The sequence below is a fragment of the Allobosea sp. GW821-FHT10B12 genome, assembly GCF_059415545.1.
The window spans coordinates 35,648-59,841 of sequence record NZ_JBWKNL010000014.1 but is presented as its reverse complement, the minus strand read 5'-3'; the positions used below and the strand labels follow the sequence as shown (position 1 = coordinate 59,841).

The 24,194-nt window shown below is 65.5% G+C and carries 22 protein-coding genes and 1 tRNA gene; 3 read left to right on the top strand and 20 right to left on the bottom strand.

What is annotated here, in order from left to right:
• Positions 1-90 precede the first annotated feature (90 nt).
• From AC07O0_RS28520 to AC07O0_RS28500, 5 genes are all read right to left on the bottom strand, one after another.
• Positions 91-1,488: an MFS transporter gene (locus AC07O0_RS28520; protein ID WP_494627956.1), complete on the bottom strand. Its 1,398-nt coding sequence runs from the start codon at positions 1,486-1,488 to the stop codon at positions 91-93.
• Positions 1,485-2,156 (bottom strand): LON peptidase substrate-binding domain-containing protein, encoded by a 672-nt coding sequence (locus tag AC07O0_RS28515; RefSeq protein ID WP_454025197.1) that lies wholly within the window; start codon positions 2,154-2,156, stop codon positions 1,485-1,487. The genes AC07O0_RS28520 and AC07O0_RS28515 overlap by 4 nt, the downstream gene beginning before the upstream one ends.
• 16 nt (positions 2,157-2,172) lie before the next feature.
• Complete coding sequence (gene trxA, locus AC07O0_RS28510) at positions 2,173-3,072, bottom strand: thioredoxin (protein ID WP_494627953.1); 900 nt, start codon at positions 3,070-3,072, stop codon at positions 2,173-2,175.
• 87 nt (positions 3,073-3,159) lie between these two features.
• The gene (locus tag AC07O0_RS28505; RefSeq protein ID WP_494627952.1) at positions 3,160-3,711 is read right to left on the bottom strand and encodes a prolyl-tRNA synthetase associated domain-containing protein; all 552 of its coding nucleotides are present in this window, start codon (positions 3,709-3,711) and stop codon (positions 3,160-3,162) included.
• A 24-nt stretch (positions 3,712-3,735) separates the two neighbouring features.
• Positions 3,736-4,446: a TIGR02117 family protein gene (locus tag AC07O0_RS28500; RefSeq protein ID WP_494627950.1), complete on the bottom strand. Its 711-nt coding sequence runs from the start codon at positions 4,444-4,446 to the stop codon at positions 3,736-3,738.
• A 185-nt stretch (positions 4,447-4,631) separates the two neighbouring features.
• Between AC07O0_RS28500 and AC07O0_RS28495 the strand changes: the two genes are divergently transcribed.
• Positions 4,632-4,706 (top strand) — tRNA-Gly (locus AC07O0_RS28495).
• Positions 4,707-5,421: 715 nt separating this feature from the next.
• Positions 5,422-6,105, top strand: coding sequence for a Crp/Fnr family transcriptional regulator (locus AC07O0_RS28490; RefSeq protein WP_494627948.1), 684 nt, complete (start codon positions 5,422-5,424; stop codon positions 6,103-6,105).
• Between the two features lie 38 nt (positions 6,106-6,143).
• Here AC07O0_RS28490 and AC07O0_RS28485 read toward each other — a convergent pair whose 3' ends face one another.
• The 5 genes from AC07O0_RS28485 to AC07O0_RS28465 form a co-directional block, all read right to left on the bottom strand.
• Positions 6,144-7,880 carry a cache domain-containing protein gene (locus AC07O0_RS28485; RefSeq protein WP_494627946.1) on the bottom strand — a complete coding sequence of 579 codons (1,737 nt, stop codon included), beginning with the start codon at positions 7,878-7,880 and terminating at the stop codon, positions 6,144-6,146.
• A 34-nt stretch (positions 7,881-7,914) separates the two neighbouring features.
• A complete protein-coding gene (locus tag AC07O0_RS28480; RefSeq protein WP_494628053.1) occupies positions 7,915-8,925 on the bottom strand; it encodes an ABC transporter substrate-binding protein in 1,011 nt (336 codons plus the stop codon).
• A gap of 348 nt (positions 8,926-9,273) precedes the next feature.
• On the bottom strand, positions 9,274-10,116 hold the full coding sequence (locus AC07O0_RS28475; RefSeq protein ID WP_494627944.1) for a class I SAM-dependent methyltransferase: 843 nt from the start codon (positions 10,114-10,116) through the stop codon (positions 9,274-9,276).
• A gap of 92 nt (positions 10,117-10,208) precedes the next feature.
• A complete protein-coding gene (locus AC07O0_RS28470; RefSeq protein ID WP_494627942.1) occupies positions 10,209-10,574 on the bottom strand; it encodes a DUF1127 domain-containing protein in 366 nt (121 codons plus the stop codon).
• 516 nt (positions 10,575-11,090) lie between these two features.
• A complete protein-coding gene (locus AC07O0_RS28465; RefSeq protein WP_494627940.1) occupies positions 11,091-11,588 on the bottom strand; it encodes an Lrp/AsnC family transcriptional regulator in 498 nt (165 codons plus the stop codon).
• Between the two features lie 161 nt (positions 11,589-11,749).
• On the opposite strand from AC07O0_RS28465, the gene ald reads away from it, so the two are divergent.
• Positions 11,750-12,865 carry an alanine dehydrogenase gene (gene ald / locus AC07O0_RS28460; protein ID WP_494627938.1) on the top strand — a complete coding sequence of 372 codons (1,116 nt, stop codon included), beginning with the start codon at positions 11,750-11,752 and terminating at the stop codon, positions 12,863-12,865.
• A gap of 355 nt (positions 12,866-13,220) precedes the next feature.
• On the opposite strand, the gene AC07O0_RS28455 is transcribed toward ald, so the two are convergent.
• The 10 genes from AC07O0_RS28455 to AC07O0_RS28410 form a co-directional block, all read right to left on the bottom strand.
• Positions 13,221-14,162 carry an HlyD family secretion protein gene (locus tag AC07O0_RS28455; RefSeq protein ID WP_494627937.1) on the bottom strand — a complete coding sequence of 314 codons (942 nt, stop codon included), beginning with the start codon at positions 14,160-14,162 and terminating at the stop codon, positions 13,221-13,223.
• Positions 14,159-14,419, bottom strand: coding sequence for a DUF3302 domain-containing protein (locus tag AC07O0_RS28450; RefSeq protein ID WP_494627935.1), 261 nt, complete (start codon positions 14,417-14,419; stop codon positions 14,159-14,161). Before AC07O0_RS28450 ends, AC07O0_RS28455 begins: the two co-directional genes overlap by 4 nt.
• Positions 14,420-14,481: 62 nt before the next feature.
• Positions 14,482-15,942 (bottom strand): DUF1254 domain-containing protein, encoded by a 1,461-nt coding sequence (locus tag AC07O0_RS28445; RefSeq protein ID WP_494627933.1) that lies wholly within the window; start codon positions 15,940-15,942, stop codon positions 14,482-14,484.
• A gap of 60 nt (positions 15,943-16,002) precedes the next feature.
• The gene (locus AC07O0_RS28440) at positions 16,003-17,520 is read right to left on the bottom strand and encodes a DUF1254 domain-containing protein (protein WP_494627931.1); all 1,518 of its coding nucleotides are present in this window, start codon (positions 17,518-17,520) and stop codon (positions 16,003-16,005) included.
• Positions 17,521-17,561: 41 nt separating this feature from the next.
• Positions 17,562-18,965, bottom strand: coding sequence for a DUF1254 domain-containing protein (locus AC07O0_RS28435; RefSeq protein WP_494627929.1), 1,404 nt, complete (start codon positions 18,963-18,965; stop codon positions 17,562-17,564).
• Positions 18,966-19,423: 458 nt separating this feature from the next.
• Entirely contained in the window at positions 19,424-20,131 is a 708-nt protein-coding gene (locus AC07O0_RS28430; RefSeq protein ID WP_494627927.1) for a L,D-transpeptidase, read from the bottom strand.
• Between the two features lie 260 nt (positions 20,132-20,391).
• Positions 20,392-21,642: a hypothetical protein gene (locus AC07O0_RS28425; RefSeq protein WP_494627925.1), complete on the bottom strand. Its 1,251-nt coding sequence runs from the start codon at positions 21,640-21,642 to the stop codon at positions 20,392-20,394.
• The gene (locus AC07O0_RS28420; RefSeq protein WP_494627923.1) at positions 21,639-22,271 is read right to left on the bottom strand and encodes a tetratricopeptide repeat protein; all 633 of its coding nucleotides are present in this window, start codon (positions 22,269-22,271) and stop codon (positions 21,639-21,641) included. The genes AC07O0_RS28425 and AC07O0_RS28420 overlap by 4 nt, the downstream gene beginning before the upstream one ends.
• Positions 22,268-23,176 (bottom strand): VWA domain-containing protein, encoded by a 909-nt coding sequence (locus AC07O0_RS28415; RefSeq protein WP_494627921.1) that lies wholly within the window; start codon positions 23,174-23,176, stop codon positions 22,268-22,270. Before AC07O0_RS28415 ends, AC07O0_RS28420 begins: the two co-directional genes overlap by 4 nt.
• Positions 23,176-24,192, bottom strand: coding sequence for a VWA domain-containing protein (locus tag AC07O0_RS28410; RefSeq protein ID WP_494627919.1), 1,017 nt, complete (start codon positions 24,190-24,192; stop codon positions 23,176-23,178). The genes AC07O0_RS28415 and AC07O0_RS28410 overlap by 1 nt, the downstream gene beginning before the upstream one ends.
• Between the last annotated feature and the right edge of the window lie 2 nt (positions 24,193-24,194).

Sequence of the window (24,194 nt, the reverse complement as noted above, 5' to 3'; positions counted from 1 at the left end):
CCTCCCGCGCCGGCCTGACCCTGAACTCGTCTGCAGACCACGATAGCGCGCCTGCTGCCAGCCAGAGTCGGCAGTGGTATCGAGCGGCGGCTAGGGCCGCTTCACCTTCACCCCGGCGATCAGCCAGGCCCCGGTGAGAAAGAACCCGATCAGGACGGCAAGGCCCGCGCGCTGGCTTGCAAAGATGGTCGTAGCCAGCGCAACCAGCGTCGGTCCCAGGAACGAGGTCACCTTCCCCGCCAGCGCGAACAGCCCGAAGAACTCGCCGATCCTTGCCGGCGGCGCGATGCGGGCGAGCAGGCTGCGCGAGGACGCCTGCAAGGGGCCGGCGACGAGACCGATCAGCAGGCCAAGGCCGAGATAGACCTTCTCCGGCAGCGAGGCGAAGAGCCCGTCGCCCGGTGTCGCTGGCGCGGCTTCGATCACGAAGGCGACCTGCCCCGGCCCGAGCGAGAGGATGCCGAGGCAGGAAAAGAGCAGGCAGGCGATCGCGCCGAGGATCACCGGCTTGCCGCCGAGGCGATCATCGAGCTTGCCGCCGACCCAGGCGCCGAACGTGCCAGTGACGGTGAGCAGGATGCCGAAGACGCCGAGCTCGATCGTCTGCCAGCCGAAGACGCCGGCGCCATAGATGCCGCCGAAGGCGAAGAGCGCGACCAGCCCGTCCTGGTAGATCATGTTGGCCAGCAGGAAACGGCCGAGCCCGGGCAACGAAGGCAATTCGGCGATCGTCGCCTTGAGATGCGAGACACCGCCGGCCGCCGCCTCCTTCAACGAAATGCCGCTGCGCGCCGAATCCGGCGTCAGCAGGAACATCGGGGTGACGAAGATCACGAACCAGAGCGCCGTCAGCGGCCCGGTGAAGCGGTCGCCCTCGCGCGCCGCCGCATCGAGCCCGAACAATGGCGACAGGCCGGCCAGCGTCTTGCCCGTATGCGGATCGGCGGCGAGGAAGCCTAGCGTCAGCGCCAGCGAGATCAGCCCACCGAGATAGCCGACCGCCCAGCCTGTGCCCGAGAGCCGCCCGAGCCGCTCCGGCGGCACCAGCCGCGTCATCATCGCATTGTTGAAGATCGTCGCGAATTCCGCCCCGATCGTGCCGATGACGAAACCGCAGAGCGCGATCGGAACCGCCCAGGGCGATCCCGGTTTCGCATACCAGAGCATCGCCGAGCCCGCGACCAGCATCGCGCCGAACACCGCGATCCACGGCTTACGCGGCCCCGTCCGGTCGGCGATACCGCCGAGCAGCGGCGAAAGCAGCGCGATGGCGAGCCCGGCAAGGCCCGTCGCATAGCCCCACATGGCCTGTCCCTGCGCCGGGTCGCTCGCCAGCGCCGCCGCGAAGAAGGGCGCGAAGACGAAGGTGGTGACGAGCGTGAAGAAGGGCTGCGCCGCCCAGTCGAAGAAGATCCAGGCGACGACCGAGCGCCGGGGCGGATAGATCGTGGACTGTTCGCCGGAGGCAGGCAAGGATGCCGCGCTCACTGCAGCGTCGTGTCCGGATCGGAGCCGCCACGGGCCAGCTCGATCTCGGTGATCGCGACCAGCACCTCGGCCCGGCTCTTCAGGCTGGGCGCTTCCAGCAGCGCCTGCTTCTCGCGCGGGCCGAACGGGCACATCATCGAGAGCGCATTGACCAGCGCCTCGTTCGGCGCCTCGTTGACGCCCTTCCAGTCGATCTTGAGCTCGTTCGCCTTGGCGAAGCTGCGCAGCGCCTTGAGCAGCCCGGCGCGGTCAACCTCGTCCTCGCCGGCGCGCGCCTCGAAATCGACGAGGAAGTCGCCATAGGAGACGCGGCCCTGGCGATAGGGCGTGGTGACCGAGAGTTCCTCCTCCAGCCGGAAGCGCGAGACCCCGGTCAGCGTGATGATGTAACGGTCGTCGCCGGTCTCGGCGAACTGGGTGACCCGGCCGATACAGCCGACCTGGAGCAGTCCCGGCACCTGCGCCTGGCGCCCGTTCTCCGGCTCGGGCTGGATCATGCCGATGACGCGGTGCGTGCGCAGCGCGTCATCGATCATGGCGAGATAGCGCGGCTCGAAGATGTTGAGCGGCATCTGCCCGCGCGGCAGCAGCAGCGCGCCGGCGAGCGGAAACAGCGGGATCACCGCCGGGCAGTCGTCCGGCCCGGAATAGACCGCGTTCATGCCCATGCGCGCCCTCCCCGGCTCACGAGAACAGCAGGCCCGACAGCTTGCGCCGCCCGGCGACGCTGTGCTCGTCCATCGGGCCCCAGGCCTCGAAGAACTGCAGCAGCTGCTTGCGGGCGCCGTCATCGTTCCATTTGCGATCGGCCTTGATGATCGCAATCAGCGCGTCGACCGCCTCCTCGCGCTTGTCGCGGGCGTTCAGCGCCAAGGCGAGGTCGAAGCGGGCCTGGTGGTCTTTCGGATTTTCCGCGAGCCTGGCCTCGAGTTCGGCCGTATCGCCGAGCGAGGCGGCCTGCTCGGCAAGTTCGACAGCGGCCCTGACGGCCGCTACCGCCGGATCCTGCGCCTTCGCCTCCGGCACCATGGCGAGGAAGCCCTTGGCGCCCTCGATGTCGCCGGCATCGAGATGCAGACGCACCATGCCGGCGATCGCAGTGACGTTCTCAGGCTCGGCCGCCAGCACCTCGGCATAGAGCTCGCTCGCGCCGGCGGCATCGCCCGCCTCGAGCGCCTGCGCAGCCGCGGCCAGCACCTCCTCGACCGGCCCCGGCCCCATCGGGCCGACCAGGCGTTCGATGAAGGCCTTCACCTGGCTCTCCGGCTGGGCGCCCATGAAGCCATCGACCGGCTGGCCGCGCTGGAAGGCGATCACGGCGGGAATCGACTGGATGCCGAGCTGGCCGGGAATCGCCGGATGCTCGTCGATGTTCATCTTGACCAGCTTGACCTTGCCGCCGGCCTCGTTGACGACCTTCTCGATCACCGGGGTCAGCTGCTTGCAGGGGCCACACCAGGGCGCCCAGAAATCGACCAGCACCGGCTGGTTCATTGATTCGGCGATGACGTCCTGGCGGAAGCCCTGCGTCGTCGTATCCTTGATCAGCCCCTTGGCGGGCGCCGCATCGCCATTGACCAGCATGGCTCGTCCTTCACCTAGCAATCTGTCGGTACTGAAACCGGGAATCCGGATGCCCGCGGCAGCGAGCCATCCCATAGATGGGTGGCTTCAGCCATTCTGTCCATCATCCGGCGGTGTCGGCAGCGTGACGATCATCGGCTCGTGGCCGGTGGCGCGCAGGAAGGCGAGCATGTCGTCTCTGGAGATGCCGAGCGTCGCTGTGTTGACCAGTGGATGGAAGTTCAGGCGCTCGCCATTCGTCAGGGCCGCATCGAGCACCATGGTGACACGCCCCTCCCGATCGTTGATCACCGCGAAGGCGGTGACCGAGCCCGGCGTCACTCCGAGCGTCTCCATCAGCAGCTCGGCCGAGCCGAAGGAGAGGCGCCCGCTGGCGCCGAGCGTCTCGTGCAGCCGCTTCAGGTCGATCCGCGTGCTCTCCAGCGCCGAGACCAGGAAGAGCCTGCCCTTCTTGTCCTTCAGAAAGAGGTTCTTGGTATGATGGCCGGGAACCTTGCCGCGCAATTCCTTCGATTCGGCGACGGTGAAGACCGCGACATGGTCGATGCGCGTCGTCGGAAGGTCGAGCGCCTCGAGCATGGCGATCAGGTCGGCGGGACTGGCCGGTCTCGGCACGTCTATCGGCAAGGAAAAATTCATCGGGCAGCGGCTCGTTTTCTCTGGTCAGCGCGCAGACGCATCGCCGGGGCCGAGCGACCACATGAGCGATTGCGCGAGCGGCGTCCAGAGCCCGATCGGCAGACCGGCCTTGCGCAGCCCCTCCCCGACCCAGACATTGCAGCTGCGCAGCAGCCAGAAGCGATCGCGACCGCGCAGGAAGGCATCCCCGGTGCCATGGCTGATCCCGGGCAGGATCACGGGGCGGCCGGCTTCGTCCAGCTGCAGACTGGCCTCGATATGGCCGACGAGCGCGCGATAGCCCGCTTCGCTCACGGTGAAACTGCGCAGATCCCTTCCGGTCCGGACTGCAGCCACCGGCTGGACATGGACGACCGAGCGATCGAAGGCGGCGGCCTTCAGGATCAGGCCCAAAGACAGGTCGGCCAGCGTACCGAGCTCGGTATAGGCCGTCTCGGCGCCCCAGCCGAAGGCAATCCAGGGCGCATCGCGATGGGGGTCGGTCAACGGCGAGGCCGCGAGCAGCGTCCGCCAATCCCGGCCTGCGCTCACAGTCGGCAGCACGATGTCGCTATGGAAGCCATTGCTCGCGACGTAGATCGTGACGGCCCGCTCGCCGGACATGGCCGCCCCCGAGCCAAACCGCAGGGCTCCGATGGCGACCGCCAACGCGCAGGCGATGGCAAGCGCCATCAGGCTCAGCACGACATGGCTGAGCCCGCGTCCGAATCGCCCGCTCCTGCCGCTCGCCGCCATGCTGATTCCGCTCAACCACCGGAGTGGGAAGATCGGAAAGGGAGGGCGGGAAGTCCAGATTTCATCGGGCGGAATTGGCGCCCTGGAAGGCCTTTGTAAAAATCCTGCAACAAGGCGCTTGCGCTTCCCGCCGCTTTGGGGCAATAACCCGGCCGCGCCGCCAACACGGCGCGACTGTCTCGGATGCGGGTGTAGCTCAGGGGTAGAGCACAACCTTGCCAAGGTTGGGGTCGAGGGTTCGAATCCCTTCGCCCGCTCCAGACAATCTCAAGGCTTGAGAGGCACGTAAGCGTCGGGTTTCCCGGCGCTTTTTGCTTTTCTGGCCTGGGCGATTGGGGGCGATTTCCCAAGGGCTCCGAAAAGCCGTGGTTACCTGCGGGTTACAAGGACGATCCGGCGTCTCGTTGACGGTCGCGGCTCGAAGCAATTCTCCTGGTGGCCACTGCTGGCAATCCTGCTCAGGGCGGTCGTGGACCCGCAGCAGTCTAGTGCTCGTCCTGCCCTGCAATTGCCCGCAAGGCATGATCGAGGCATCTCTTCTACACATCAGAACGCCCCAAGCCTGAGCGAATTCAGGCGTCAATTGCCCAGACGCTCAAGCTGGGTGTTTCCAGGGTCGTAGAAATTCTCTCGGATGTCCCGATGTTTTAGTTTTCAGCAGATGCAGAGAACTCGTCGGGCCAGCACCCGCTCTCGTTTCAGGTGAAGCCTCTAGGCCGCACGAATGCACGTCGACAACGGGCATTTTCTCTACGCAAGTATCTGCACGCAGCGGTTCGAGGGTTGATAGCCGCAAGAGCATGTTGTGACCGACCAAGCCATTCGGCATGGTCTGTTCCGTTTGCGATCGGCCGCGCATCGCCGCAAACGGATATGTTGGCCTGTCGCCTTGGCTTCTGCGCTGACCTAGCCCGTTGATCCATGCGCCAGATCACGCAAGCTGCGGTCGCTCGGTCCAAATTCTGGGGGCCTCCGATGAGTGATGTCTCTCGTCGCATCGTGAGCATTCTGGGCGCGAACCCGTTTTTTGCGGGGCTCGAACAGGCCGCGCTCGAGAAGATCGCAACCATCTGCAGGCTGCGGCACCTGGCCGCCCGGGAGATTCTGTTCCTCAAAGGCGATCCCGGCGACGGGCTTTATGCCATTCGTCGCGGGCTGATCCGCATCGGAACGGTGGATGATCTCGGTCAGCAGATGACGATGAACGTCCTCGGCGGTGGCGACGTTTTCGGTGAAATCACCTTGCTCGACGGCCAATCCCGCACTGCTGACGCAATGGCGATGGAAGAGACCGACCTGTTTTTCCTGCCGCGGCACGACTTCTTGAGCTTGCTCAATCGCGAGCCGCCAATCGCGCTGCAGCTGATCGACCTCCTCTGCGCCCGGCTACGCGATGTCATCGGGCGACTAGAGGAGACGACATTTCTCCCCTCCGCAATCCGGCTTGCGCGACGCATTCTGGTGCTCGCCGCCGACTATGGCACGGATGTCCATGCGTCTCAGGAGGAATTGGCATCGCTTACCGGCGTGACGCGCGAAACGGTCAACCGCCATCTCCAGTCCTGGAAGCGCACCGGCATCATTTCATTGGGGCGAGGACGAGTGCTGATCCAGGATATCGAGGATCTGCGGCGCCTGGCGAAGGTCGATGCCGCCTAGTGCCGACGGCAAACACCACGACAGCTTGACTTGAGCACCTACCCCGCTGCCGCTTCGCCCGCAGCGAAAACCCGAACTGGCTGGTCGAAGCCCTTCAGAACGCGGACATCCAATTCGACGAGAGGCGCGCGCCCATCGACAGCATCCGCAGCGACCATATCGATCAGGATTTCGGCATTGCGCGCGCTCGCGCACAGACGCGCTGCGAGGTTCACGACGCTCCCAACCGCCGTGTATTCCAGCCGGCCTTCGGAGCCGATACGCCCCACGGTCGCCGGCCCCATTGCGAGCCCGACCCCGAAGCCAAGCCGGTGATCCAGCGTCTGTCGATCGCGCAAGAGGGACTGAACGGTCTTCTGCATGTCCCGCGCCATGTTGACGGCGCACAAGGCCGGGTCCGGACGGGGCACCGGGGCGTTGATCAGGACCATCATTCCATCACCTGAAAAATGCGTCAGCGTCGCCCCGTGATCGATCACCACCCTGTCCAGCGCATCGTAGTATTCGCCGAGGACACTCATCACGATTTCGGGTTCGGCGCGCGCCGAAAAAGCCGTGAAACCCCGCAAATCGCCGAAAACGACAACCACCTCGATGCGCCGACCCTCGAGCACGCTGTCGTCGCCAGAGCGGTCGACCAGTTCAGCCACCTGTGGTGCGAGAAACCGCTTGAGCCGGCCTATCCGTTCCGAGCGTTCCTGCGAGACTGCGAGATCGCCGGCCATTTCGTTGAAGCGTGTCGCCAGCCGCTCGAATTCATCTCCAGTGACGATGTCGATCCGGTGTTCGAATTGCCCGGCGCCGATCCGCGCCACGCCGTCCTCCAGAATTCGGATCGGTTCGATCATGCGTTGTGTGAGCCAGTAGGCAAGCGCAGCCGCAAGCCCGGAACCAACAACGAGGAAGGCGCCCGTACGCCAGAGGGCCGCGTAGATCGGCTCGAACGCCTCGGCGATCGGCTGCTTGACGATGACACTCCAGTCGACACTCGGTATCGGCGCCATTGCGGCGAGAACCATATGCCCGCCGATATCGCGTCCCTCGGTTGCCTGGCCGCTTTGCGTCGTAATGCGCGCTCTGAGAATCTGGAGTGGCCGTATTGCGGTCTGGTCGGCTCGAAGAACCAGGCTGATATCGGGGTGAGCGACGAGGCGCCCTGGTTGGTCGAGAACGAACGCTGCCCCGGTTCGTCCGACCCGGATCGCCGAGATGACGTCCCAGATCAGCTTGAGATTGACCTCGGCGACTGCCACTCCGACCGCCGACCGGGTGCCGGCGACTGCGATGGTCAAAAAGGGCTCGGAGCCGGCATGGAAGGTCACGGGGCCGTACCAGGCGCCGCCCGGGCGGATGCTCTTGAGCGCCGGGTTGACCGAATGGTCGGCGCCGCTCTCGACCTTGTTGAGCCCCATGCGCGAGACGAAGACGCGCTCTCGTCCGGCTGCGTCGACAAGGGTCAGGCTGACGACGGCAGGGACCTGACGCAACAGGCGAAAGGCGTCGAGCCTGCGCCTTTCGTCGGCGCTATCGGACCATGGCAACTGAACCGTCCACGCCAGCTGATCGCGAATCCCGTCCAGGAAGTCCTGAATTTTGGCAGCGGCGGATCGGGCTTCCGCTTCGAGAAGGTCGTTCAGCCGGGCCTTCTGGTCGCGATGGCCAAACCAGGCTTCGCTGCCGCCGGCGACAAGAAGGGGCGCGACGACTGCCGCGAACAGCGCGATGAAATACTTCGCGAAGAGCGAGCTCCGTGGAGCGGATGGCGATTGAGTCACCGTGACAGCTCATGCGCCGGCTTTCCGGCCAAGTTTATTCGATCACCACGTCTGCGCTGCTCAAAATTGAAGGTGGCATGGTCAATCCGAGCTGCCCAGCCGCCTTCAGATTGACGAACAGCTCGACCTTCGTCACGCGCTGGACCGGCAGATCGGAGGGCTTCTCACCCTTGATGATCCGGCCGGCATAGATGCCGGTATGGCGGTGCGACTGCCGGAAGTCGCCGCCATAGCTCATCAGGCCGCCGGCGTTCGGGAAATCCCGCGCCTGGGTGATGGCTGGCACTTTGTGACGGATGGCCAGCTCGGCGAGGCGTCGACTTCGGTAGGCGAAATAGGGATCGGAGGTGAAGACCAGCCCGGCCAGCTGCATCTGGGATACGGTCGCGAACAGGGCCTCCAGTTCCGGCTCGCTGCTGGCATTGAGGAGGCGCAGCTCCAGTCCGAGACTGCCTGCGGCCGCCTGCAGGTTTCGCGATTGCGAAGCCGAGGTCGGGCTCGTCGGATTGACGGCGACGGCAAAGGTCTTGGCGGCCGGAAACAGCTCGCTCATGAACTCCAGCCGTTTCAGCGAGACCTCCACGCTAAGGCTGCTTACGCCGGTGAGATTGCCGCCCGGCCGGGACAGGCTGGCAACCAGGCCCAGTGCGACAGGATCGCCGCCCATTTCGAAGACGATCGGGATCGTCTTGGTCGCCGATCGTGCGGCGAGTGCGACCTCCGCACCACCCGGCGCAACCATGACGGTGACCTGACGATCCGCCAGATCCAGCGCGAGCGCCGGCAATCGGCTGTACTGGCCTTCAGCCCAGCGAAAATCGATCGCGACGTTGCGGCCGTCGACATAGCCTGCTTCGGCCAGGCCCTCTGCAAAGGCAGCGAGGCGGCTGCGATAGGGTTCGGGGGATTCTGAACCGAGATAGCCGATGACCGGCGTGGCTTTTTGCTGCGCACGGGCCGAGACCGTTGACACCGCCATCGCGCCGAGCAGCGCGATGGTCCCGCGCCGCGTCGTTGGAACAGCCTGGCGCAAGGAGCAAGGCATGAACCGCACGGCCGTTCCCCTTCCGACCGACATTGGTGCAGGTCAGGAAACGCCCAACTTGCTCCATCCCCCTCATATCATGCTGGATGAACCGTGTCGCGAAACTGGTTCGCCACCGGCCTACCTAAACGGGGTTACGACGCTCCTGGCTCGTCAGAGCGTCAGCGGCCTTGCCGGTTCAATGCGCGAGACGTGCTGGCGTATGGCGGCGGGGGTGAACGGATAAACGCTGCAACAGACTGGACGCCTGTTGCGGCGCAGGTATCAGCATGGCCACAAGAGTTTAAACGCGAGCGGACCGCGCCGGAGACCGATATGGAGCGCCGGCGCGGACAAACATGATCGAACTCAGTTCAGCCCTCGCGTGACGACGACCTCGAGATAGCTGCTCGGCACCACCACGGTTGCATCGCCCGAGCGGTTGAACTGCTCGACCAGCGCCATCAGATCCCGCGTCAACGCCGCCTTGGCAGGCTGGTCCAGCGCCCCAAAGACCTTGAGCACTGGTCCATAGTAGCTGCTGAAGACCTGAAGCCAGTGCTCCGGCGAGCGATAGCGGAAGACGAAGTCGCGCCGCGTCGCCTGGATCGATGCGCCAGCCGAACCAAACAGCTCGGCCAGGCGCTCCTGCGTGCCCCAGAGCGCGGGCGAACGCAGCCCGGGAGCCGGCGCGACATGTTTCCCGATCGTCTTGAAGAGATGGCCGATGAAGCCGTCCGGCGTCCAGTTGGCCAGGCCGATCTTGCCGCCATGCCTGCAGACCCGCAGCAGCTCTCCGGCCGCTCGCTCCTGATCCGGTGTGAACATCACCCCGAAGGTCGACATGACCGCGTCGAAATGGCCGTCTGCGAACGGCAAGGCTTCGGCATCGGCTTCGCGGAAGGAGATGTCGAGCCGCTCGGCCGTGGCACGCTCGCGGCCACGGTCGAGCAAGGCTGCGACATAGTCCGTGCTGGTGACGTCGCACCAGCGGCGAGCCGCAGCGAGACTGGCATTGCCGTTTCCGGCGGCGACATCGAGCACGGCCTGGCCGCTGCGCAGATCGAGCGCCTCGCACAGGCGTTCGCCGACGATCTGCAGGGTGGTTCCGACGACAGCATAGTCGCCGGACGACCAGGCGCCGTGCTGGCGGAGCTTGATCGCCTCGTGGTCGATCTTCTGCGGCGCAGCAGCTTGAAGCATGGTGGACATTGGATGTTTCTCCCTGTGAGGTTTGCTCGGTAGGCCCGGATGAACGGGTGGGGCATGGCGCTTCGGGGGGCCTCGCGCCGTACAGTGAGTGATCATGGCCGCGGATCGACGCACCGAACGCTGAACTCGATCTCCGAGCGGCTGATGCCGATATCCTTCAGCATCCTGTCGTCGAGGCTCGACAGCGCGTTTGCGGCATGGCGTATCTGCGCCCCAAGGGCGATCCTGCGCAGCCGTCCCGACAGCGCCTCGATCAGCCTGGTCGTCAGAGGGCGCCGGGCAGGCTTGCGATGAGGTGGGACGAAGGGGCCATGGACCTCATAGAGATACTGCTCCCCGAGGATTTGCCCGACCGCCATGCGTCCAGCCAGCCGGTCGAGCACCGACTTGGTGCGAGGCTGCAGCGTGTCGGTCAGGTCATCGATGTCGTAGAGAAAATCGCTTTTCAGCGCATACATGGTGCCGCTCCCATTGCTTTGTTCACCGCCTCCTCGGGCGGTGCTGCGGCTTTGTGGCGGCTCAGGGGGCATCCCGTCTGTGAGGTGCCGCACATAGGCGATTCAACGTCGCGACGCGGCCGATGACATACGAATGCTGGAGGCTGTCGAAAGCTCCTGGCGGCTGCGAGAATATCGCCGTCCCTGGGCCAATTTAGCTTCGGGGATAGTCGTCGGGGCTGGAGTTTCTCGCACCATCAAGGCTCGCTGCGTCTCGCTCCGCGAGTCGTCGACAGCAAGCACGGCGGCAATCGATTACAGCTGAACGATCGATAGAGGCGAGACCGTTCATGCCGTCCGCTTTCGAGCGGCATGCAGCGCGGGTTTTCGAGCCGGCCGTGCGACGCTCCATTGAAAGGATGGGCTCATCACTGGCTCGGGCTTCGCGGTTGGCGGCAGACCCAGGCTTCTGGAGATCCAGCCCAGCGCGCTTGAGAACTGTTGGCAGATCACGTCATCTGCCGGGGGCGTCCTTCGCTATCGGTCCGCTTGGCCAGGGCGCCCCTCTCCTGACCGAAACGGAGGCAGAACAGGCCGCTCTATGATCTGACGGAGCGCAAAGCTCGATTGGATCCGTGCAACGTGCGGCAATCGGGACAACTGCGTCTTGTGAACATGCTCGAAGTCCTCGACGTCTCGGGCGACGACCGTGAGCAGATAATCGTCCTCCCCCGACATCAAGAAGCACCTCAGAACCGACGGGCATTTGGCTACGGCCTTTTCGAATGCGGAAAGGGCGTCTTCACTCTGGCTGTTCAGAGCCAATCTGACGATCACGGTTACCCCAAGACCAAGCACCTTCTGGCTCAATCGTGCGTGATAGCCGACGATCACGCCCTCCTCCTCCAAGGCGCGTTGTCGTCGGGCCACGGCTGTGGCGGACAATCCGATGCGTTCGGCGAGCTTGATATGGCTGGCGCGGCCATCTTCTACGAGCTCGGACAAAAGGACACGCGACAGTTGATCCAGAGTCATGGTGTGTTCCTGCGACTACGGCTGATCCTGCGCGCGATACTAGCATCATATCCGCAATAACCGCTTGAATCCGATGAAATTGGCGGCATCTCCACCGCAATTCGTCGGAATTCGCTTGAGCTCATGCGCTACGATCGCCGCTCCAAACTCGGGAGGATCAAATGCGCGTAGGCGTTCCCAAGGAAATCAAGGTTCATGAATACCGGGTCGGCCTGACGCCGGAAGCCGCGCGGGAATATGTGTCTGCGGGGCACGAGGTGCTTGTCGAGACGAATGCCGGTGCTGGCATCTCCGCCTCGGACCAGGCTTACGAAGCCGCCGGCGCACGCATCGCGGCAACCGCGGCCGAGATTTTCGCCAAGGCCGAGATGATCGTAAAGGTCAAAGAACCTCAGCCATCGGAATGGACCCAGCTTCGCGAAGGCCAAATTCTCTTCACATACCTGCACTTGGCTCCGGATCCGGAGCAGACGGCCGGCCTGCTGAATTCGGGCGTAACCGCGGTCGCCTACGAAACGGTGACGGATCGCTTTGGCGGCCTGCCTCTGCTCGCTCCCATGAGCGAAGTTGCCGGCCGACTTTCGATCGAAGCAGCGGGCTCTTGCCTGCAGCGGCACGCGGGTGGCCGAGGCATGCTGATCGGGGGCGTGCCGGGCGTAGCGCCCGCGCGCGTTGCCATCATTGGCGGTGGGGTGGTTGGGACACACGCCGCCCGGATGGCCGCTGGGCTTGGAGCTGACATTGTCATTCTCGATCGGTCCCTCCCCCGCCTCAGGCAATTGGACGAGCATTTCAGTGGTCGCGCAAGAACGCGCTTTTCCACCCAGCAGGCCATCGAAGAAGAGGTGCTCGCGGCCGACGTGGTGATCGGGGCCGTCCTCATTCCGGGGGCAGCAGCCCCCCGTCTGGTTTCCCGCGAACAGCTTTCAAGGATGAAACGCGGAGCGGTGCTCGTCGATGTTGCGATCGATCAGGGCGGCTGTTTCGAAACCTCCCGACCGACGACGCACGCTTCGCCCACCTTCGAGATTGAAGGGGTCATTCATTATTGCGTCGCCAACATGCCCGGAGCTGTGCCGCTCACATCGAGCTATGCCTTGAACAACGCCACGCTGCCGTTCGGCCTGGCATTGGCGGCACGTGGCCTGAAGGCGATCGAAGAAGACCCGCACCTCGCCGCCGGCCTGAATGTCCATCGAGGCCGGATCACAAATCCCCAGGTCGCCGAGAGCCTCAACAAGCCTCACGTGCCGGTTCAAAAGGCGATTGCCGCCTGATCATCGAGCGCTAGCTTCAAAGGATGACAGGGGCGGGCGCGCACTGCGATCCTGCCCCTACCTCCACAAGTGCTGAAGCACTCCTTCCAAACCCACTGGAAGGCAGGCGAACATCGCCACCCTTAAAGTAATCACCTTCAGTTGGCTCGAGGGGTCGAATCCCTTCGCCCACTCCAGACACTTCTCAGGCTTGAGAAGCATGCAAGCATCGGATCTTCCGGCGCTTTTTTTTGCTTTTTTGGGCCTGGGCACATCCCGTGAGCGATACCTGGCAAGGCGATGCCGCGGCTGACGGTGTCAGACCTTTCGCGTCGATGACGCGGGTATGCGCGACGGCGACCTCGTCCCGGCCAAATCAGAACGGATTGACGTAGTTGGTGATCGCGATCTGGCGCAGCAGCACCTTGCGGATGACATGTGCTGCCTTGACGCGATCGGTGAAGATCGCCGCATCGCCGGCGCTGCCGGCCGGCAATCTCACGGCAAAGGCTTGATCGTCGAGCTTCACCCGGACCACGAAAGGGGCCGCCTGCACTGATTTCGGCATGACCGCTGCGCCGGAGGTCTGGACCTGGCCTGTGGCGACGGCCTGCAGGATGCTCTCGACCTTGCCCGTCTGCACCGTCCCCGGTGCCCATTTGAAGGTGAGCTCGACCGGCTGGCCGGCCGTGACATAACGGGCATCGATCTGGTTGATCTCGACGCCAAGGATCGTGTCCGCGGTGTCGATGAAGGCCATCACCGGCGCCAGCGGCAGGTTGGTCACCCGCGCTCCCTTGCGCAGCGCGAGATTGGTGACGTAGCCGTCGGCCGGCGCGCGCACCGTCGTCTTCTCCAGGTTCCATTTCGCGCCGACGAGCTGGGCCTTGAGCTGCTCCACCTCGGCCTCGCGCTGCTCGACATCGAAAGCCCTGCCCGTGCCGCGCGACTGGAGTTGGGTCATCTCGGCGAGGCGCGTCTCCTGGAACTTGAGCTGCGCCGCCAGCGCATCGACCTGCGACTGGAACGGCACCGGATCGATCCTGAACAGTACGTCACCGGCCTTGAGCGGCGTGTTGGCGGTGACCGGGACGTCGATCACCTCGCCAGCGACATCTGGCACGATCGCGACCGAGTTGCGCACGACAAGAGCCGGCCCCTGCGGCGCGCCCCAGTTCATCGGAATGAACAGCCCGATCAGGAGGAGCAGGAGGACGAAGATCGGCGAGATCTTCCAGAACAGGTTGAACGGCACGATCCTGAGCTTCACCAGGACGAAGAGCAGCGCCAGATAGCAGTTGAGCAGGACGACGATCATCGTGCCGGCTCCGCATTGCCGGCGCCGCGGGCCGGGTTGGCCGGCACGTCGACATAGGCCCAGATCAGGACGACCGGCCAAAGCACGAAGCCGAGGAAGAGCGTCACCCAGCCGCCGATGCTGACCGCCTCGGCCCAGGGGTGGTTGCGGCGCTTTGCCACCATGCCCGGCCACATCGCCATGAAGACGATGACGAAGACCGTGCTGGCGACGAGCACGATGAGAACGATCCAGGCGAAGATGTCGAGACCGGACATGGTTTTCTCCTCACCGCGCCCTAGCCGGCGCAGCGCTGCTCACCGAGGGATTGCGGAAGCGCTCAGTTTTTCACCTCTTCGAAATCGCCGGGCTTCCAGCTCTTGTCGAAGGCCGCCGCTTCGGGGCCGTAGATGCGGATATAGGCGAACCAGCCACGGCCCGACGCCGTCTTGATCCAACGGCCCTCCTGGCCGGCGGGCGCACTCGGTCCGAAATAGAGATCGAGCGGCGCCGAGCCTTTGACGTCTTTCAGCTCGAACAACGAGCGCAGCGCCGCCTTGTCCTGGTCGGTCTGGACCTGCGAGCGCGTGGCGGAATCGTAAACGGTCACCGACCAGAACAGCTTGCCCGGCACCGGCTGCGGGATCGTGAGCTTGTAGCTCTTGCCGCCGTCGAGATAGGCGCCCGAGGCGTCCATCGAACTCAGCCAGTAGAGCGAGCCGGCGCCGGCATTGCGCCTGAACATCGCTGGCGAGGTCACGATCGCCTGGGCGAACCAGCGGTCGCGCGCTTCGAGGTCGAGCCCGGCCCGCGTCTCGAACTGGGCGCTGCCCGGCACGAGGCCGACCCATTCCCATTTGCGGTCGGGCCAGTTGATCCGGTCCGGCCGGTTGCTGGCGAAGGCGGAGACCAGCATCTGGTCGCGGCCGGCTTTGGCGGCGCGCTCAAGGATGCCGCTCATGCGCGCATCCGGCTTGAACGGCTTGCCCTTCTCGATCCCGAGCTCGGCGAGCAGCCCGTACATCGGCAGGAAGCCGGGAACCAGCGGCTCGGCCTCGATGATCTTCGCGAGCTGCTGCCAGAACTGGATGTTGTCCTCCCAGCTCAGAGAGGAGCTGTCCATCTTCATCTGTGAGGTATCGACCACCTTGAGCGGCTGAGGCCTTGCCGCTTCGGCGAGCGGATAGATCTTGACCGCCTTCAACGCCGCCACAGCCTTTGGCACGTCACCGCCGATCGGTAGTGCCCGCAGCGCGAACAGGTTCTTCATCGATTTGGACTGGCCGGTGAAATACCCCGACGGAATTTTGCCCTTATAGCCCGGCGGCAGGATGAGATGCTTGCCGCCCTTGCCCGCGTCGGGGCCTGGCAGGCCCATGTCGAGCACCCAGCCTTGGTGATGATCGTCGACCAGGCCGATGAAGGCTCCGGGCGGCAGTTCGATCACCATCGGCCCCTTGCTCAGATCGAGCACGCCGGAGCCGTAGGGAGTGTCCGAATTGAGGGTGAAGCCGACCTGTCTCGGGCCGGCGGCGGCGATGCCCCAGGCCTTGCCGTCCTCGATGCCGACGGCGCGGTTGCCATTGAAGATGCCTTCGTTCGAGACGGTCGGATACCAGAAGCGATAGGCGGTGATCGCGCGCTGGAGGTCGGCATCGTCGCGGGCGCGCTGGGCGGTGTCGCCGATCGGATAGCCGCGCTCGAACTGGTAAGGCGTCGGCGCGGCCGTCTGGGCGCCGGCGGGCCAGCAGGCGAGCGTCGCCGCAAGGCCGAAGATGGAAATCGCGAGCACCCGGTTCATAAGCCGTCTCCGTCGTCCGAAAGGATTCGTTGGATATCAATGCGCTGCTGTTCCGGTTGGTTACGGCACCAGCTCGAAATCACCCGGCTTCCAGCTCTGGTCGAACCAGGGCTGCAGCGGTGCATAGAGGCGCAGGATCGCCTGCCAGCTCTTGCCGGGCCGGGTCTGAACCCAGTTGCTGTCCTGCCCTGCCGGCGGCTTCGGCCCGAACCAGACGGCGTAGGAGCCGTCGGCACTCGCCTTCATGCTCTTCTCGTTGCTGTCGATGCCCGCGAGCTTCTGGTCCGTCTCCAGCATCGAGCGCGTCTGCGCGTCATAGACGGTGAACGACCAGAACTGGCCGGCCGGCACCGGGCCCGGCATCGTGATCTTGTAGGTCTTGCCGCCGTCGAGGAATTGGCCCTTCGCGTCACGACTCGTGAACGCATAGGCCGAGCCGCTACCGGGCTTGGCCGCCGCCATCGCCGGCGTGATGCCGGTCGCGGCGTAGTGGAACAGCGTGCGCGCATCGAGCATCCGCTCGCCATTATCGAGGAACTGGTAGCTGTTGCCGATGAAGCCGTTGCCCCATTGGCGATCCGGATAGTAGTTCACGCGCGGGTCGCGCGAGGCGAACAGGATCGCGCGGGCAGCCGCGTTACCGACCGCGACCGCATCGGTGAGGATGGCCTTCATCCGCGCATCGGGCGCGAAAGGCTTGCCTTTCTTGATGCCGATCCCGGCGAATAATCCGACGATCTCCGGATCGAACGCGTCGCCCGGCTCATGCTGGATGACCTCGTTGATCTCCTCGTAGAACTTGAAGTCGTTGGAGTGGATCGTGTTGAACTGCTTGCCCGACAGGTTGACGAAAGCGGTCGGTGGCGGATTGGCGGCGGCGGCGAACGGATAGACGCGGGCGTGCTCCTTGACGAGCTTCACCGCTGCCGGCACGTCGTTGTTCTCGACGAAGACCCGGCAAAGCAGCCAGTTGATATAGGTCGGCGTCCGCGTGACGTAGTAGCCGCTCGCTGGCAGCTCGCCCTTGTAGTCCGGCGGCACGAACAGGTACTTGCCGCCCTTGCCCCGGTCCGGGCCGGTCAGCCCGACATCGGTAACGAAGCGAAAATAGGCGTCGTCGACCGGGCCAAGCGCGTTCGGCGGGATTTCGACGACGACCGGGCCGTCCTTCAGATCGACGCAGAGGAAATTGTAGACCGTCGTTGAATTCGGCGTGAGGAAGAGCGAGCGCGCATCCATCAGGTCTTCGGTGATGCCAATCGCCTTGTTGTTGGCGACGCCGGCCTCGTTCAGTCCTTTGCACATCGCATGCAGTGACGCCGCCGGGATGCCCGAAAGAAAGGCCTCCATGCCCCGCGAGAAATCGATCTGATCGTAAGCCTTCTTGACGGTTTCCGCGTCCGGCAGGCCATCGAAGAAGCGCAAGGTGCCGATGCGCGTTTCGATCGTATTCGGAGTGATGATGTCAGACGGGACTTTTGCGGCGTATTTCGGCGGCGCTTGCGCGACGGTCGATGTAGCGAGCGCCAGCATCAAGGTCGTGGCGGCGGCCGCTCTCAAAACTCCAACCCTCGACATCATCTCAATCCCCGATGTTGCGGTGTCGTTGTCCGATACAGTCACGGCGTCGCCAGCTTCTCGACGTCCGGAAGCTTCCAGCTCTTGTCGAACAGTGCCTTGGTCGGCTGGTAGAGGCGGAAGAGCAGTTCGAATTTGCGGTTCGGGTCGGTCGGGACCCAGTTGGCCTCCTTCCCGGCGGGGGCTTTCGGCCCGAAATAGACGTCGACGCTGCCGTCGCCGTTCTTCTGGATGCCGGGCGTGATCGAGGCGAGGCTGGCGCGATCCTGGTTCTTGATCAGCGCGTGCGTCTCGCGGTCATAAGCCGTGGCCGACCAGTATTGCCGAACGGGCGCGTCGGCCGGAACGGTCAGCTTGTAGGTTGCAGAGCCGTCGAAGGCGTTGCCAGCTTTGTCCTTGCTGGCCATCAGATAGAACTGCGCGGTGCCGATCCGCTTGATACCGGTGAAGCCGAGCGTATAGGTCACGCCACGCGCATCGACCGGATACTCGTCGACATTGGCATAGCCGGTCGAGACCGCCCGTACGACCTCCGCCATCGCCGCCGGGAACCAGCGAATGCCCTCGTTGATCACCGCAAAACCCGCATCGTAGCGAGCCGACAACAGGGCGTGCGCCTCCTGCGCCGCCGCGTCGAACGCATCCTGCTTCGCCCGGTCCGGGTTGAAGGGCTTACCCTTCTCGATGCCGAGCGTCCTGAGCTGATCGATCATCGCGCGGTCGCGCGGCAACCAGGGCTCGTTCTGGACGACGCGATCGAGATTCCGGAAGAAGCTCGCATCGTATTTGATGGTCGAGTCGAACATGACGTCATAGGCGTCGGTGAACCGCGTCGGCGGCGGCTTGGCCGCCTGTGCCAGCGAGTAGACCTTGATGCGCTTGCCGTAGGCCACCGACTTGGCGACGTCCGCATCCGAATGGCTCGGCAGGTTCGAACGCAGCAGCGCAAAGCCGCTATAGGTGTCGGATTGGAGAGGGTAATATCCGGCGGGAAGCTTGCCCTTCCAGCCCGGCGGCAGGACCGCGTATTTGCCGCCCTTGCCCTGGTCCGCGCCCTGGGGGCCGGCATCTTCCAGCGGCATCTGCCAGATCGTGACGATATTGCCTGCGATCGAGCCGCCTTGCGCCGGCGGGATCTCGATCACGACCGGCCCGTCCTTCACGTTCCAGAACGACATGAAGTAGATCGAGTCGGGATTGGGCGTGAGCGTCTGGTTCTTCCAGTTCACTGGCCGCGACCAGTAGATGATCTCGTTGACCTTGGCGCTGGTCTTGGAGAGCATTTCCTGCTGCATCAGGTCGGTATTGACCGCCGGCATCGCCCAGATAACGGCCTCGACCGCGCGCCGCTCGACCAGCCGGCGTTCGAGATCGCCGGGCGCCGGGCTCTGCGCCTGCGCGGTTGCGACAAGCAGCGCGAAAGCAACGGCGAGAACCGCTCTCATCATGAACTCCCGCCAATGGTCCGAACGGAGCTGCATCTGCCGGAGGCCGGCTTTGCGCTTTTCGGGTTATGCCCTGACGGAAAGGCTCGCATGCGCCGCCCCAGCGCTTAAGGCTGTAACGGTTACGGTGCGGAACAGCGGCTGTCGCATTCGCTCTCGCCCGGTGCGATAAGCCGCGTCAGGCCGACGGGCTGAGCGACAGCAGCGGGCGGCCCTCCCCTGGCTGAGATCGGCCGGCGCGTGACCATGGCGAAACGGTGCGCACAGGCCCCGTCGCACTCCGACGGGGCCTGTCTTGCCGCTCGCCAAAAAGTACTTCTCCGGATCGGCGAGGTTATCGGTGGGTGCTTGGTGCTCGCAGAACGCGGCCCGCCTCGAAGGCGCCAGATTGCCAGTGCGGGACGCGCTTAGGCACTGCCTGAGCCGGCAGCGCCTGGGCCGGGGCTGATGCCGTCGCCTCAGGCCGCCAGCACGACGACCTTCGTCTTCACCGGCGTGTTGTTGTACAGGTGGATCATGTCCTGCGTGAGCAGGCCGATGCAGCCACTGGTGATGCCATTCCCGATCGATTCCGCGTCGAGCGAGGCGTAGATCGTGTAGAGCGTGTAGGCGCCGTTCTGATAGAGATGCAGCGTGCGCGCGCCGAGCGGATTGTCGAGGCCGCCGGGCATGCCGCGGGCGTATTTGGCCGCTTCGGGCTGGCGCTTGATCATCTCCTTGGGCGGCGTCCAGGTCGCCCATTCGGACTTGCGCCCGACATAGGCGTCACCGTTCCAGCGGAAGCCGTCGCGGCCGACATTGGCGCCATAGCGGGTCGCCGCCCCATCGCCCTCGACGCGATAGACATAGTAGTTGCCGGGGTCGACGATGATCGTGCCAGGCGCTTCCTTGGTGTCGTAGGCGATCGTTCGGCGGAAATATTTCGGGTCGACATGGGTGACGTCGATCGCCGGGATCGGGAACTTCTCCTCCGGCACCGGGCCGTAGAGCTTCTGCGCCTCGGCGAGGCTCATGCCGTCGGTCGTGCAACCGCCGAGCGCGAGCGCGCCGAGACCGGCGGCCGAGCCGGCCAGGAACGAGCGGCGGCTGAGGAGCCCCGCCTGGCGCCCGAGCAGGGCGATCTCGTGCTCCTTGCGGGCATCGGCATTGCTATCGTCGATGATCATGTTCCTGGACTTCCCTTGTCCTGCTGCCCGACGAGAGACTACTCCGGCATACACTTGCTGAACCTCTTGGCCGGGCGGAGATTGCAGGCACATGGCCCGGCTGGCAAGCTCGGGCTTTCGCTGCGCAGTGCTTACCGCGCACCAGAGCCGGCAAAGTCCACGCGGTCTCGCTTCGCGCTGAGCTCGACAAAAAGGCAGATCACGGCATCAGCCAGCCAGCGCGCTTTGCCGCTCGTTCTCACGCGCTGTAATGCGCTTGTTCACGCCGATGGGTTGAGCGGGGGCAAGGGATTGCGCGCGCCTTGGCGGGGGCGGCCGGCGCGGGGCCACGCCGAAACAGCGCGCGCAAGCTCTCTTCCGTTCCGCCTGGTCCAGTGACCGCCGCCGAACACTGCATGTTCGAGCTGCGCCAGATGCGGCGCCACACGCCGGTCGTCACGCAACGCTTTCCGATCGGCAGCCAGCAGCCGGCCACGCCAGATTGCAAGGGCGCGATAGCTCGCCGCAGGCTCGCCGCTCCGCGCAGCTCGCCACAACTGCAAGCGCGCAGGCCACTCCGCCGCACCGAACCGGACAGTCGCTTGCCGCCAGGCTGCGCCCAGGGCGAATGCGAGCAGCGTGATCGCGGCCAGAGCAGCCGCTCCCGAGCCCAGATACCAGAGGGCCGAACTGCCGGACTGTTCCGACCGCGCCGGCTGCGCTGTGGCTGCGATCGTCACCGTCAACCCCGGCAGCGTTTCGGTTCTGGCCTGCCTGTCGGCCATGCTCCACCATGGCTGCGCGAGCGCCGGCAGCTCGAAAATGCCCGGTTTCTCGAAGACATAGGTGACCTTGTCAGTGCGGTGGCCTTCGACGCTGCCGCGATTGCTGCGGTCCTCGATCTCCGGCGGATCGACGTAAGTCCGCACCCCGTCCGGCGCGTCGAAGCGGAACTCGGCCATGCCAAGCGCAGGAACGCCCGCCGCCTGGCGCCGGATCGTCCGGACCACCGCATCTCCGATACGAAACTGGCGCCCATCCGGCTGCGGCGACCAGCTCTCGTTCGCGCTGACGCTGTCGGCGACGAGCACCGGACCGGACGGGTCGATGCCAGCTGGCACGCTAACGCTGAAATGCGTCGCTTGCCCGGCCGCCGAGCCCACCGGATCGCCCTCGCGTGTGAGCAATGTGATGGCCGGCGCCGGCATTGCAATGTCGCCGCCGCGCCGCGGGAAGACGATGAACTCGAAACTCTGGCCGACATAGTCCCGGCCATCGATCCGGTCGCGGATAGTGGTCGCCTGCGTCTCGAAGCGCAGGATCTGGGCTCCGGCGGCTTCCGGCACGCTGACGAGCGGAGGATGCGGCATCTCACTGGGGAACAGCACCGCGACATTGAGCCGGACCGGCTGGCCGATCACGATCCCGTCCGTGGGGTCGAGGCTCGTGCGTATGACCGGTGGCTCGGCCGGTGCCTGTGCGAGCGCGACGATCGGGACGGCGAGCAGCAGAAGCAGGGCGAGGGCCTTCATGGCGCCGCTCCCGGCTGGGCCTGAAGCTGGTAGGCGAATTTCGCCCGCAGGAAATCCGCCGGCTTCGTCTGCACGCGCTTCAGCCAAAGGGCGCGCACCGCCTCGTCGGACATTGGCTTCTCGCCCTCGACCGTCGAATCCTCGCCGCCCTTCTTTGTCTTGTCGAAGACGATCTCGTCGGCCTTGGTGTCGGTGTTGCCGGTCTCGCCACCTTGCGTCTTCTTCCGCTCGCCGCGGATACGGGCGATCTCGCGGTTGGTCAGTGCGGCCTGCCAAGCAGGGTGCAGGGCCAGCGCCCGATCGTAGCGCTTCAACGCGTCATCATACTGGCCGAGCATCACCAGCGCGTTGCCCTGGTCGAAGGCGCCTTCGGCCGTGTCGCGGGCGGCAAAGGACTGGGCAGCCTCCTTGAACTCCCCCGCCCGGAACAGCGCGACACCACGCCAGAGCGGATCGCGAAAGGCCTTCGCAGCATCGGCCGGACGATTCCCGTTCATCAGCAGGCGGCCGCGCTGGTCCGGCATCAGCCAGAGATCGCGGAGGCCGAGTTGATACCACGCCACCAGCAACGCCAGAGCCGCGAGGCAGGCAATGGCCGCATAAGGCGAAAGATGGCGGGAGCGGATCATGCCAGCCCCCAGCCGCGCCGGAACCAGAGCAGGACCAGAAGGGCCAGCATCGGCACCAGCCAATAGCCCGCCTCGCGCCAATGCTCGCCCTCGCCGGCGACGCCAGCTGCACTGTCGCCGCGGTCGAGGCGACGAACGACCGCCGCGACATCGGTCTGGTCGGGTGCTGTGGTAACCGCCGCGCCGCCGAGCGCTTTTGCCGTCTCGGCGAGCCCGGTCGCCGCGGCGCCGGGGCCGTGCAGTGCGAGGATCGTCAGCATCGGCGCGCCAGCCTGCTGCGCAACCGTATCCGGCGGAGCCGCATCGGCCAGCAGCAGGATCGATCCGCCTTGCCCCGTGCCTGCCAGCGCACGCCGCGCCAGAGCCAGCGCGCCGGCGAGATCCTCGCCCGGCTTCGGCATGATCTGCGGCGACAGCGCCTTGGCGAGGTCGAGCACGACGGCCCTGTCCGGCGTCGGCGGCAGCACCAGATGGGCAGAACCGGCATAGGCGATCAGCGCCGTCGAGGCGCCTTCGCGGGCGGCCAGGACATCGGCGAGCTTCTGCCGGGCACGGTCGAGCCGCGTTGGCGCAAGGTCCTGCGTCAGCATGGAGGGCGTGACCTTGAGCACGACTGCGACCGGGGGCTTGGCATCCGCAAAAGGCGACGGCTCGCGCTGCCAGGCCGGGCCCGCGACCGCGATGGCTGCGACGGCGGAGCCGGCGAACAGCCAATCGGCCGGGACAATGCGCGCGCGTTGCTCGTTCCCGGTCAGGAGGTAGGGCAGCAGCGCCGGATCGATGACGCGGCGCCAGCGCTGGGTGGAATCAGAGCTTCGCCGCGCGAGGAACCAGAGGGCAGCGGCCGGAAACAACGCCAGCAGCCAGATCGGCCGTTCGAAATGGAAGGCGGCGAGTGCGTCCATCACGACCGCGCCTCCGCCACTCCGGCCGATCCGGCAGGCACCATGCGGCGATACCGGCGGGCGACGCCGAACGCCTGCGCCAGCAAGGTCAGGCCGAGAACCGCGGCCAGCGGCATCCAATAAACGTCGCGGCGCGGCCGAAAGCTGACGCTGTCGATGCGGCGCGTCTCGATCTCGTCGAGGCGCTGATAGATCTGTGCGAGCTGGGCCCGGTCCAAAGCCCGGAAGAAGCCGCCGCCGGTCGTCGCGGCGACCTCCTTCAGCGCGGCTTCGTCGAGCTTGTCCTCGCCGGCCGCCTGCGGATCGCCGACCGCAACGGTATGAATCACGATGCCCTTGTCCTTGGCGACGCGGGCGGCCTCGGCCGGGGGCACCTTGCTCAGTGTGTCGTTGCCGTCGGTCAGCGCGATGATCGTCTTCGCCTTCACCGTGCTGCGCGCGAACAGGCCGATGCCGAGGCCGATCGCATCGCCGAAGGCCGTGCGCGGCCCGGCCATGCCGACAGCGGTGTCCTGCAGCATGGCGCGGCAGAGATCGAGATCGGTGGTGAAAGGCACGAGCGCGAACGGCGCGTCGCCGAAGACGACGACCCCGACCCGGTCGCCCTTGCGGCGCGACAGGAAGTCGTCGAGCACCTGTTTCACCGCCGTCAGCCGGTCGACGGTCTTGCCGGACGCATCGACGAAATCCTTGGTGTCCATCGAACCGGAGAGATCGACCAGCAGGAGCAGGTCGCGCGTCGGCAGGTCGCGATGCAGCGGCGGCTCGATCCATTGCGGCCGGGCGAGCGCCGCCAGGACGAGCAGCCAGACCAGCACCAGCACGACGAGATTGCCGATGCTGCGCCGCGCCACGACGCCGCCTGAGAAAGGCTGCTGGCCGCTGAGCCGGACCAGCCTGTCGAAGAAGGGCACGGTGAGACCGACGCGCCGCTCGGTATGCGCCGGCAATCCGAACCAGACGAGCAGTGGCAGCGGAATGAGCAGCATGGTCCACGGGTAGGCGAAGGCGAGCATGG